This is a genomic window from Vibrio metoecus, assembly GCF_009665255.1.
Classification (GTDB): domain Bacteria; phylum Pseudomonadota; class Gammaproteobacteria; order Enterobacterales; family Vibrionaceae; genus Vibrio; species Vibrio metoecus_B.
In genome coordinates this window covers 2,351,618-2,364,394 of sequence record NZ_CP035686.1, presented here as the reverse complement: position 1 = coordinate 2,364,394, position 12,777 = coordinate 2,351,618, and the positions used below count along the sequence as shown (strand labels likewise).

General features: G+C 49.1%; 9 protein-coding genes. All 9 read left to right on the top strand.

Annotated elements, in window-relative coordinates:
* Nucleotides 1-49 precede the first annotated feature (49 nt).
* Nucleotides 50-1,093: a rod shape-determining protein gene (locus EPB59_RS10725; RefSeq protein WP_000473772.1), complete on the top strand. Its 1,044-nt coding sequence runs from the start codon at nucleotides 50-52 to the stop codon at nucleotides 1,091-1,093.
* 56 nt (nucleotides 1,094-1,149) lie between these two features.
* The gene (mreC, locus tag EPB59_RS10720; protein WP_000802446.1) at nucleotides 1,150-2,040 is read left to right on the top strand and encodes a rod shape-determining protein MreC; all 891 of its coding nucleotides are present in this window, start codon (nucleotides 1,150-1,152) and stop codon (nucleotides 2,038-2,040) included.
* Entirely contained in the window at nucleotides 2,027-2,515 is a 489-nt protein-coding gene (gene mreD / locus EPB59_RS10715) for a rod shape-determining protein MreD (protein WP_000625722.1), read from the top strand. The genes mreC and mreD overlap by 14 nt, the downstream gene beginning before the upstream one ends.
* Before the next feature lie 59 nt (nucleotides 2,516-2,574).
* The gene (locus tag EPB59_RS10710) at nucleotides 2,575-3,075 is read left to right on the top strand and encodes a Maf family protein (protein WP_241666232.1); all 501 of its coding nucleotides are present in this window, start codon (nucleotides 2,575-2,577) and stop codon (nucleotides 3,073-3,075) included.
* A gap of 25 nt (nucleotides 3,076-3,100) precedes the next feature.
* Complete coding sequence (rng, locus tag EPB59_RS10705; RefSeq protein WP_001271883.1) at nucleotides 3,101-4,570, top strand: ribonuclease G; 1,470 nt, start codon at nucleotides 3,101-3,103, stop codon at nucleotides 4,568-4,570.
* A 12-nt stretch (nucleotides 4,571-4,582) separates the two neighbouring features.
* On the top strand, nucleotides 4,583-8,461 hold the full coding sequence (locus EPB59_RS10700) for a YhdP family protein (RefSeq protein ID WP_154172691.1): 3,879 nt from the start codon (nucleotides 4,583-4,585) through the stop codon (nucleotides 8,459-8,461).
* 8 nt (nucleotides 8,462-8,469) lie between these two features.
* On the top strand, nucleotides 8,470-9,297 hold the full coding sequence (locus EPB59_RS10695; RefSeq protein WP_154172689.1) for a carbon-nitrogen hydrolase family protein: 828 nt from the start codon (nucleotides 8,470-8,472) through the stop codon (nucleotides 9,295-9,297).
* On the top strand, nucleotides 9,297-10,742 hold the full coding sequence (gene tldD / locus EPB59_RS10690) for a metalloprotease TldD (protein ID WP_154172687.1): 1,446 nt from the start codon (nucleotides 9,297-9,299) through the stop codon (nucleotides 10,740-10,742). The genes EPB59_RS10695 and tldD overlap by 1 nt, the downstream gene beginning before the upstream one ends.
* Nucleotides 10,743-11,077: 335 nt before the next feature.
* A complete protein-coding gene (gene hcp, locus EPB59_RS10685) occupies nucleotides 11,078-12,739 on the top strand; it encodes a hydroxylamine reductase (protein ID WP_154172685.1) in 1,662 nt (553 codons plus the stop codon).
* Nucleotides 12,740-12,777 lie beyond the last annotated feature (38 nt).

Genomic DNA, 12,777 nt, shown 5'->3' with positions numbered 1-12,777 from the left:
ATTTAGTGCAATTTTCCTTTTCTCATTTCTTGCAGGACGAACGAAGAATATGTTCAAAAAACTTCGTGGCATGTTTTCTAACGACCTATCGATCGATTTAGGTACCGCCAACACACTTATTTATGTCAAAGGACAGGGAATTGTTCTTGATGAACCTTCTGTTGTTGCAATTCGTCAGGACAAAGGCCGTGGCGGTAAAACCGTTGCAGCGGTTGGCCATGCCGCAAAACAGATGCTCGGTAGAACCCCTGGTAATATTTCTGCGATTCGCCCAATGAAAGATGGTGTGATCGCAGATTTCTATGTCACAGAAAAAATGCTGCAGCATTTTATTCGCCAAGTGCACGACAACAGCGTGTTAAAGCCAAGCCCACGCGTACTGGTGTGTGTGCCTTGTGGTTCAACCCAAGTTGAACGTCGTGCGATCCGTGAATCGGCACTGGGTGCGGGCGCTCGTGAGGTTTACTTGATTGATGAGCCAATGGCGGCTGCGATTGGTGCAGGTCTGCGCGTTTCTGAGCCAACCGGTTCAATGGTGATTGATATCGGTGGTGGTACAACGGAAGTGGCGGTGATCTCGCTCAATGGCGTGGTTTACTCTTCTTCTGTGCGTATCGGTGGTGACCGCTTTGATGAAGCGATCATTAATTATGTGCGCCGTAACTACGGCAGCTTGATTGGTGAAGCGACGGCAGAAAAGATCAAACACGAAATCGGCTCCGCTTACCCAGGTGATGACGTGCAAGAGATTGAAGTACGTGGTCGTAACCTAGCAGAAGGTGTGCCGCGCAGTTTCACGTTGAACTCGAACGAAATCCTTGAAGCACTGCAAGAGCCGCTGACGGGTATCGTATCTGCAGTGATGGTTGCATTGGAACAGTGTCCACCAGAGCTCGCATCTGACATCTCTGAAAACGGTATGGTTCTCACTGGCGGTGGTGCACTGCTGAAAGATCTGGATCGTCTGCTGATGGAAGAAACCGGTATCCCAGTGGTGATCGCCGATGATCCACTAACTTGTGTGGCTCGTGGCGGTGGTAAAGCCCTAGAAATGATCGACATGCACGGTGGCGATCTGTTTAGCGAAGAATAAACCGTAGTGTCGTGCCTCATGCATGGCATTTTGCTCAGCGCTAGGATGGTTATTGGATGAAACCTATCTTTGGTCGAGGACCTTCTCTGCAGCTGCGGCTATTTTTTGCGGTTATGCTATCAGCCAGCCTTATGCTGGCTGATAGTCGTTTAGGTGCATTCTCACATGTACGCTTTCTGCTCAATAGTCTGGTTGCGCCTATTCAGTACGCAGCGGATCTGCCGCGCGTACTGTTTGACGATTTTTATGACAGCATCAGCTCCCACCAGCAGTTACGGGAAAATAACCAACTGCTCAAGCGGGAAGTGCTGACGCTAAAAAGTAATTTGCTACTGCTTGAACAGTACAAAGAAGAAAACCAACGGTTTCGTAAGTTACTCGGTTCCTCCTTTTTGCGTGATGAGAAAAAGGTCGTGACGGAAGTGATGGCTGTCGATACCTCGCCTTATCGTCACCAAGTGGTGATTGATAAAGGCCGGATTGATGGTGTGTATGAAGGTCAGCCGATCATCAACGAAAAAGGCATTGTCGGTCAGGTCACTTTTGTGGCTGCGCACAATAGCCGAGTTTTACTGCTGATTGACCCTAATACGGCCATCCCAGTACAGAACATTCGTAATGATATTCGAGTGATCGCTTCGGGGAATGGGCAAACGGATCAAATCCAACTCGAACATATCCCTACCAGTACCGATATTGAAGTCGGCGATATGCTGGTGACTTCTGGCTTAGGCGGCGTTTACCCTGAAGGCTACCCAGTGGCGATTGTGTCACAAGTAGATAAAGATACGCGCCGTGAGTTCGCCTCGATCAAGGCGGATCCTGTGGTGGAGTTTGATCGCTTGCGCTATTTGCTACTGATCTGGCCAAACGAAGATCGTTTACAGAAAGTCATGCAGGCCGATCCGCAGCTGCTTTTAGAGGAAGAAGCCAATGATCAGCAGTGATATCAAAGGCCGTATGGTCATTATGGCCTCTTTTTTATTGGCATTAGTCCTCCAAACCATTCCATGGCCAGGAACGCTAGATCTGTTCCGCCCGCCATGGTTACTGCTGGTATGTTGCTACTGGGTACTGGCACTGCCGCATCGGGTTAATGTAGGCAGTGCCTTAGTCATGGGATTGTTGTGGGATCTGCTGTTAGGTTCTACTTTGGGGATCCGCGGCATGATGATGTCGATTGTCATCTACATTGTTGCGATGAACTTCTTGGTGTTACGTAACATGGCGCTATGGCAACAGGCGATTGTGATCGGCTTACTGTCGATGACATTAGAAGTCCTGATTTTCTGTGGTGAGTACCTCATTCAGAACGTGACATTCAATCCTTTATCACTCTGGAGTGGAGTGATTGCCTGTATACTTTGGCCGTGGATGTTTTTATTACTGCGCCGAGTTCGACGCCATTGGCATGTGAAATGACAATATCGAAATTAGTTCTGGCTTCGGGTTCACCACGACGACGTGAATTGTTAGCGCAAATGGGCTACCAATTTGACGTTGTGGTACCGAATGTCGAAGAGAGACGCGCAGCGGCTGAGTCGCCTGTGCAATATGTTGAACGGCTTTCTCGCGATAAAGCCTTAGCGGGAGCTGCGTTGGTTGTGGCCGAAGCGGTCGTGGTTGGTTCAGATACGATAGTCGTGAAAGATCAACAGGTGTTGGAAAAGCCGCGTGATTTTGCTGATGCAAAACGCATGTTACTCAAGCTTTCCGGTAGCCAACATCAAGTGATGACCGCAGTGAGCGTGACTTGCCGCGGCGTCATTCACTCCGTGGTGGTGACCACGGAGGTGTGGTTTAAAACTTTGTCAGAACAAGAGATAGAAGCGTATTGGCAAAGTGGTGAGCCCTGCGATAAAGCTGGCAGTTACGGCATTCAGGGATTGGGTGGACGATTTGTTACGAGGATTGAAGGCAGCTACCACGCGGTAGTCGGATTGCCACTCTACGAGACTGACCAGCTTCTGCACAAATTCTAATCATTTTAATCATTGAGGTGCGCTCATGAGTGCAGAGTTGCTGTTAAACGTCACCCCGAGTGAAACTCGGGTGGCGATGATTGAAGGGGGAATCCTTCAAGAAATCCATATTGAACGTGAAGCCAAACGCGGCATTGTTGGCAATATTTACAAAGGCAAAGTCAGCCGGGTGTTGCCGGGTATGCAAGCGGCGTTTGTGGATATTGGGCTCGACAAAGCCGCTTTCTTACATGCCTCAGATATTGTGCCGCATACAGAATGTGTTGCGGAAAGTGAAAAGCAGCAATTCCAAGTGCGTGATATTTCCGAGCTGGTGCGCCAAGGGCAAGATATTGTGGTGCAAGTGGTGAAAGATCCACTGGGTACTAAAGGTGCGCGCCTAACTACCGATATCACGCTCCCTTCTCGTTATCTGGTCTTTATGCCGGGGGCGAGCCATGTTGGTGTATCACAACGCATTGAAAGTGAAGCCGAACGTGAGCGACTAAAAAAAGTGGTGTCTCACTACTGTGATGAGCATGGTGGATTCATTATTCGTACTGCGGCAGAAGGCGCAAATGAAAAAGAACTCACCCAAGATGCCGCCTTTCTTAAGCGTTTATGGTCAAAAGTCATCGAACGGCGTAGCAAATACAAAAATCGCTCCATGCTGTATGGCGAACTTGGCTTGGCACAACGGATTTTGCGTGATTTTGTTGGCACAGAGCTGACCAAAATTCTGGTCGATTCAAGACAAGAGTACGAAAACCTAAAAGAATTCACCTCTGAATACGTGCCTGAACTCACCGCAAAGCTTGATTTGTACCACGGTGATAAACCGATTTTTGATATGTACGATACGGAGAACGAAATCCAGCGTTCTTTGGAGCGTAAAGTGGAACTGAAATCGGGTGGATATTTGATCATCGATCAGACCGAAGCCATGACCACCATCGACATCAATACGGGGGCGTTTGTTGGCCGTCGTAATCTCGAAGAAACCATTTTCAACACCAATATCGAAGCGACTCAGGCCATTGCTCGTCAGCTGCGTCTACGCAATCTGGGTGGCATCATTATCATCGACTTTATCGATATGGCTTCGGATGAACATCGTAAGCGAGTGCTCACCTCTTTAGAAACGGCGCTGATGAAAGATCGGGTAAAAACCAACATCAATGGTTTCACTCAGCTCGGCCTGGTGGAGATGACGCGCAAAAGAACCCGCGAAAGCATTGAACATGTGCTCTGTTCGACTTGTCCAACCTGTGAAGGTCGCGGCAGTGTCAAAACCGTGGAATCCGTCTGTTTTGAAATTCTCCGTGAAATCACTCGTGTTAATCGTGCGTATGATGCAGACAAATTTGTGGTCTACGCCTCTCCGGCCGTGGCAGATACTTTGCAAGGCGAAGAGTCACACGCATTAGCCGAGTTGGAAGTGTTCATTGGCAAAGAGGTACGCATTCAAGCTGAACCCCTCTACAACCAAGAACAGTTTGATGTAGTCATGATGTAAATAGGGCATCGGGTGATTTCGACAGTAACCCGCCTCGGGCGGATCCTTATGTGGCTGCTGGTCAGCCTGTTGATTGTGCTGGCTTTAGCCGTCACTGGTCTGCGTATTTTGCTGCCTCAGATGAACCGTTTTCAGGCGGAGATTCAGGATTGGCTGAACCAAAATTCGTCGGTACAAGTGGCGATTGCTGATGTTCAAGGTTACTGGCGCAACACCCATCCTTCTCTTTCTTTACAAACTCTGCAAGCCCACTGGCCGGACAGTAATGATATTCAACTGAATGCTGCCAGTATCGAGATCGAATTTGATTTATTGCAGTCGATTTGGCAGCGACAACCAGTGATTGCAGACCTCACCATCAATGGCATGGTGTTGGATCTGCGCGCCATTGACTGGTTGGCATTAGAGCAAAACCCTAACCCTCGACAATCTCGCCAAGGGCGAGTGGTAAAACAGCTAGACGATTTGCTGTTGCGTCAGTTGGACGACTTCAGCTTAAAAAACTCTGCCATTCTTTACCGCACTTTTACCGGAGATCTACGTCAGCTCGATATCGATAAATTACGTTGGCAAAATCGTGGACAGCGTCATTTTACGGAAGGGGTGGTGAGCATTGCAGGAACCAATATCAACTCTTTGTTAGTGAGTGCCAACTTTACCGACCATGGTTCGCTGCGTGATGTTTCGGGCGATTTTTATGTGAGTGCCGACAAAGTTCGCGTGTTGCCTTGGTTGACCCGTTATCTGAAAGACCAAACTGGAATTCAAAAAGGCCAACTGAGCTTTAATGCTTGGGCAACGCTTGAACATAATCAACCGGTTGATGGTTATGTCGAACTTAAGCCTTCGGAGCTGGTGTGGCAAAACGCTGAGCAGCGTCATGAGCTGCTGCTAGAATCAGGGATTGTTGAATTAAAACCGACCAAGCTTGGTTGGCAAGTGAATGCCCACTCACTGCGTTTGCGTAGTGATGATGCACTTTGGCCGCTGATGGATGTGGCGATGGATTGGCAGCCCGACGAGTGGCGGCTTAACCTCTCCCAATTGAATATCGAGAGCTTATTGCCACTGACGAAGCTGATTCCAGAATCTCAAACCCTCAACCACTGGTTAGAGATATTAAAACCCAAAGGCATGCTGGAAGATGTGCGCATTGCTAAAGGTGCCACGCTGGAATCGCTACACTACTCGGCATCACTCATTGATGGCGGCATTGCACAATGGGAATTACTGCCACAAGTGAATGCACTGCAAGCGCAAATTCAAGGCTCACTGAGTCAAGCTCGCATTCATGCCACCTTAGTGGATGATGTGCTGCCGTATGGGCAAGTGTTCCAAGCGCCACTCAATATTCGCCAAGGCGAAGTGGATATGGTATGGCAACAAGATGAGCAGGGGTGGTCACTGTGGGCGGATAAAGTCACGGTGGCGACGCCCGATTTGCAAGCACTTGGCGCATTTCGTCTAGATTTTCCGGATAATGCTAGCCCATTTCTCTCTTTTTACACCGAAGCCGATCTGTTTAACGCGGGGGAAACGTGGCGTTATTTACCGACGCTGGCTTTGGGGCAAGAGCTGACCGATTACCTCTCGACCGCGATTCAAGCAGGGCAAGTCAATACCGCGAAGCTGGTGTGGTATGGCGCGTTAGATCAGTTTCCTTATCGGATGCACAACGGTGTTTTTCAGGCTTGGGTGGGTTTAAAACAGGCCAAATTTGCCTTTGATACGGCGTGGCCGCCGATCACTGATTTACAGCTTGATCTCTTGTTCGAAAATGATGCCATGTATCTGGACTCGAACTCAGCCACCTTGATGGATGTGACTGCAGAGCGGATCACCGGTCGCATTCCTGAATTGGCCGAGCTAGGCCATATCGAAATTGAAGCAGTGGCGAGTGCCAAACAAGGTAACGCGATCCGCAACTACATGATGGCAACACCTTTGGTGGATTCGGTTGGGGCGGCGCTCACCACGATTCAAGTCAAAGGCCCAGTGCGTTCCGAATTTCAACTGAATATTCCATTCCACAGTGGCGTAGAGCCGCGTGCGTGGGGTTTTGCTGAACTGAATAACAACTCGGTGGATATTGATACTCCCCCGATGAGTCTGAAATCCGTTTCTGGAAAAATTGAATTTGATAATGACCGAGTCAGTGCGGCGGGGCTGGATGCTCGTTTATTGAAACAACCGGTGGCGATCGACTTCAAAGGCGAAGATGCCAAACGAGGCTACACCGTCAATATTGATATATTGGGTGACTGGGAAGTAAAACCGCTGATTCCTTTCGTGGGTGAGCGCTGGTTGAGTCGTGTGAAAGGCCATGCACCTTGGCAGGCGAGTGTCGATATTCAGCTCAACGATGTGGGTTTCACTTATCAGCTTGATGGCAAAGCGGATCTCCGAGCATTAGAAAGTCGCTATCCTTTTCCTCTCAAAAAAGCGCTCAAGGTGAAAGGCCAAGCGTTGCTGCAAGCCTCAGGCAATCAAGAAATGGTTTCGGCTCGATTGCAACTGCCGCAAGCGAAATACCAAGCAGAGATTGATTTAACACCGAAAGTGCCTACGTTGAAAGCGACCAATCTGGTGCTTGGACAAGGGAGTTTCAAAATCAGTCCTGTGGTTGGCCATCATGTGCAGTTGCGCAGCCAAGCCTTTAACCTTGATGAGTGGTTGAGTATTGCCCATGAAAAACCCGCACCGAAAGCGGGAAAATCTAAGTTAGCCAGTTTAAACACGCCAACTATACCTATGCCGGAGCGCATTGACGTAGGAGTGAAAGAACTGACATTCGCGGGTTTAGAGTGGCATGATGTGGATTTAAACGCACGACGTAAAGATTTAGGCTGGTTACTCAGTGTTGATAGCCAAGAAATCAAAGGCCAAGCGAACTATATTGAACCTTATGATCTGAGTATTGCTCTGGACCGTTTGCATCTGTTTTTACCTCAGTTGGAATCGGTTGGGGAAGAAACGTTGCTGGTGGATATTGATCGCAAGAAACTACCCAAAATTTCTGATTTCGACCGTCAGTTCCATCAATGGATGCCCAACCTCACCCTGACCATCAAAGACTTTTGGTTGCAGGGTTACAAGATCGGCCAAGCGAACGTCGATTTTCAGCGTCAAGGCGATACGTTGCTATGGAAAAGCATTGATTTCACCAGCGGGACCAACCAACTGCACGTGAACGGCACTTGGACGTTGACCGATACTCAGAGCCATACCCAAATGAATTTGGACATGAAAGGCGATAACAACAGCGATCTGATGGCACGCTTTGGGATTAACACAGGCATTCAACGCGCCCCATTTGAGATCACCGCACGAACACAGTGGGATGGTGCGCCGTGGTCAATGCAGGTCAATACCCTGCAAGGTAAGGTCGACACTAAACTCGGCAAAGGGGTCATTTCCGATGTGAGTGGTGCGGCACGGTTGTTAGGTTTGTTTAGCCTTGATTCGATTATTCGCAAAATGCAGCTCGATTTCAGTGATGTATTTGATAAGGGAATGGCGTTTGATTCGATCACAGGCAGTGGTGAAATTTCGCAAGGGGTTTTCGTCACGAATAACATCAAAATGGATGCTGTGGCCGGTGATATGACGATCAAAGGTTTAGCTGATCTCAACACCCGTACTGTGGATGCCGAAGTGAATTTCGTCCCAGATATTACCTCGGGAATCCCAGTGTTGACCGCCTTTGCCGTAACGCCTCAAACGGCGCTGTATGTGTTGGCGATTACTACCGTGATTTCTCCTGTGGTGGAAGTTTTCACTCAGGTCAACTATGAAGTTAAAGGACCGCTCGATTCGCCAACGGTGAAAGAGCTTTCGCGTAGCAAAGGTGAATTTAAGTTGCCGGAAAAGCTGCGCAAACTGGCAGAATAGGGAAGAAGATGCAACGAGTTGGACTGATCCAAATGACCTCAGGGTCAGAGGTAAGTGCCAATCTGGCTTACTTGCAAGAGCAGGTTGCGCTGCTCGCTCAGCAAGGAGCACAATGGATTGTGACACCGGAAAATGCACTGCTGCTGGGCAATCGTGAACAATACCATCAGCAAGCGGAACCATTGGATAACGGGCCGGTTCAGCACGCATTGTCGAACCTCGCCAAACAACATGGCGTGTGGCTACTCATTGGCAGTATGCCGATCCGTCATGCGAATGGCGTAACCACCAGCAGTCTGTTGTGGAATGCACAAGGTGAGCGAGTGGCGGTTTACGATAAACTGCACATGTTCGATGTAGATGTCGCCGATGGCCACCAGCGTTATCGCGAGTCGGAAACCTTTACTCCAGGACAACAAGTGGTGGTGGCGGAAACTCCGTTTGGTCAACTCGGCTTGTCGATTTGCTACGATGTGCGCTTCCCGCACTTATACGCAGAATTGCGTCGCCAAAGCGCACAGATTTTGTTGGTTCCAGCGGCCTTTACCGCGGTGACTGGTCAAGCGCATTGGGAAGTGCTACTGCGCGCCCGAGCGATTGAAACTCAATGTTGGGTGATTGCAGTCGGCCAGACCGGGCGCCATCCTTGCGGACGCGAAACTTGGGGACATTCGATGGTGATTAGCCCGTGGGGCGAAGTGATCGCTAATTTAGGCCCAACAGCACAAAGTAAAGTGGTAGAGTTTGATCTCACCACACTCGATTCTGTGAGACGCGCGATGCCGATTGAACAGCACACGCGTTTTACCCATCAATTAATAGAGAACACACACTGATGACGATGAACCACATTGAAGCGGCACTGCTAGCGCCTGCCGGACTGAGCGAACAAGATATTGCCGATACCCTGTCCAGTATTGCGACTCGCCAGATTGATTATGCGGATATTTATTTCCAGTCCAGTTGGCATGAATCTCTGGTGCTGGAAGACAGCATCATTAAAGATGGCTCATTCAATATTGATTGTGGGGTCGGTGTTCGTGCGGTCAGTGGTGAAAAAACCGGTTTTGCTTATTCCGACCAAATTCAGTTAGAAGGCTTAAAGCAAAGTGCTATCGCGGCGCGTGGTATTGCTCAGCAAGGCCAAAATCTGACGGTACAAGCCTTCAAACGTGCGCAGCATCCACAGTTTTATGGTGCGAATAACCCACTGGAAAGTTGGGAAAAACAGCAAAAAACGGAACTTCTGAAACAACTGGATGCGTACATTCGTACCAAAGAGCCACTCATCACCGAAGTGTCAGTCAGCTTAAGTGGTGTGCATGAACAGATTTTAGTAGCCGCAACCGATGGCACTTATGCCGGAGATGTTCGTCCTCTGGTACGCCTTTCGATCAGTGTGTTGGCGCAAAAAGGCGATCGCCGTGAGCGTGGTAGCGCCGGTGGTGGTGGCCGCTTTGGCTATGATTACTTTTTACAAGAAGAAGCCGGACAAAAAATCGCGTTTTCTTTCGCCGATGAAGCGATTCGCCAAGCGCTAGTTAACCTTGAAGCGGTAGCGGCTCCAGCGGGTACTATGCCTGTGGTATTAGGCTCTGGTTGGCCGGGTGTTCTGCTGCATGAAGCAGTCGGTCATGGCCTTGAAGGCGACTTCAACCGTAAAGGTTCGTCTGTTTTTGCGGGTAAAGTGGGTAAAAAAGTGACTTCCGATCTGTGTACGATCGTGGATGACGGTACGCTGAAAGATCTGCGTGGCTCACTCAACGTGGATGATGAAGGGGTGAGTGGTCAATACAACGTGCTGATCGAAAAAGGCATTTTGAAAGGCTACATCCAAGACAAACTCAATGCCCGTTTAATGGGTGTGGCACCGACGGGTAACGGACGACGTGAGTCTTACGCTCATCTGCCTATGCCGCGTATGACCAATACTTACATGCTGCCGGGTGAACACTCACCAGAAGAGATCATCGCTTCGGTGAAAAAAGGCATCTACGCCCCGAACTTTGGTGGCGGTCAGGTTGATATCACCTCCGGTAAGTTTGTGTTCTCTGCCTCTGAAGCTTACTTGATTGAAAATGGCAAAATCACCCGTCCAATCAAAGGTGCCACCCTGATTGGTTCTGGAATTGAAGCCATGCAACAGGTCTCTATGGTGGGTAACGATCTGGCGCTGGATCGCGGTGTTGGCGTGTGTGGTAAAGCGGGACAAAGCGTGCCTGTTGGCGTTGGTCAGCCTACATTGAAGTTGGATGCTCTGACAGTGGGTGGCACTGAGTAATTCAGCTCCAACAAAAATCACTGAAAAAGTATGCCGCAGCCGACATCGCTGCGGCTTTTTTTATCTCGTCTTTTATTCGTCTCGTTTTTATCTCGTCTTTTATTCGTCTCGTTTTTATCTCTATAAAAAACGTTTTTCAACGCGAATAATCGAAAGTGTCAATATGACTGTATCGAGTGATATTGTTTTTATTGCTTGGTCTAATTGACACAAAAAAGTTGTGTTTATTGTGTTAAATGCATTGAAAAACAAATAAATAGAATTTGGCACGTAATATGCGATGTCTTCAGTAAATCTAAGCTATCAAAGCTTATCAATGAAACTGGAGAAGCATAATGTTCTGTATTCAATGTGAGCAAACCATTCAAACCCCAATCGCGAAAGGGTGTGCCTATGCCCAAGGGATGTGCGGTAAAACCGCAGAGGTGTCGGACTTACAAGATGTGTTGGTTTACGCGCTGCAAGGTGTCTCTTTTTGGGCCAATCTAGGTCGTGCTTGTGGTGTGGCCATTCCTGAAATTGACCAATGGGCACCGAAAGCCTTTTTCGCCACGCTCACCAACGTTAACTTTGATCCAGAACGCATTGTTGAACTAGCGCAGCAAGCGGAAAGCTATAAACAGCAGCTAGAACAACAAGTCCGTGCGGCTGCGGTATTAACCGGTTTTGAGCTTCCTGCGTTGTCACCGGCGGCGCAATTTTCTCTACCGACCGATAAAACCGACATCTTGGCATTTGCTCCAGCAGCAGCGGTAAACCGCGGCAAAGAGAGTTTGCATGAAGATGTGATTGGTTTGCGCCTGCTCTGTTTGTATGGCTTGAAAGGGGCGGCGGCTTATCTGGAACATGCGCGTGTGTTAGGGCAAACGGATGCTGAGCTGTATGCGCAGTACCATCAAATCATGGCATGGTTGGGCACCGATCCTGTGGAGTTGAGTGCGCTCTTGGATACGGCGATGCAAATTGGCCTGATGAACTACCGCATCATGGAAATCTTAGATAAAGGCGAAACCGAAACCTTTGGTCATCCAGAGCCGACTACGGTGAACGTCAAACCCGTCAAAGGCAAATGTATTCTGGTGTCTGGCCATGATCTGCATGATTTAGAGAAAATCTTGCAACAGACCCAAGGCATGGGGATCAACGTCTACACCAATGGTGAAATGTTGCCTGCACATGCTTACCCAGAACTGAAAAAATACCCGCACTTGGTAGGTAACTACGGCAGTGCTTGGCAAAACCAGCAGAAAGAATTTGCGAACTTCCCCGGCGCGATCGTGATGACCTCGAACTGCCTGCTTAACCCCAATGTGGGGCAATATGCGGATCGCCTGTTTACTCGTAGCATTGTTGGCTGGCCGGGTGTGGCGCATATCGAAGGGGACGATTTCTCAACCGTGATTGAATGTGCACTGGCACAAGAAGGTTTTAAGCACGATGAGATTGAGCATCTGATCACCGTGGGTTTTGGACGTAATGCCTTAATGGCAGCAGCGCCTGCGGTGGTTGAGCAAGTCAAATTAGGCAACATCAAGCACTTCTTCTTGGTCGGCGGCTGTGACGGTGATAAAGCGGAGCGCAATTACTATCAAGACTTTACTGCGCAAGCGCCGGAAGACAGTGTGATTCTGACCTTGGCTTGCGGTAAGTTCCGCTTCAACAAAAATGAGTTCGGCGCGATCAACGGTATTCCACGTTTGCTCGATGTGGGTCAGTGCAATGATGCGTATTCTGCCATTCAACTGGCGCTTGCGCTTGCGGAAACTTTCGAGTGTGGAGTGAACGATCTGCCGCTGACTTTGGTGCTCTCGTGGTTCGAGCAAAAAGCGATCGTGATCCTGCTTACCTTGCTCGCGCTGGGTGTAAAAGGCATTTACACCGGTCCTACCGCGCCCGCTTTCCTCACGCCAAATCTGATGGCGATCCTGCAACAGCAGTTTGATCTACGCAGTATTACCACAGCGGAAGACGATCTGCGCACCATTCTGGCGGCATAAGTGGCCACTCAGCCCCACAATGTGGGGCTGATGCCGAT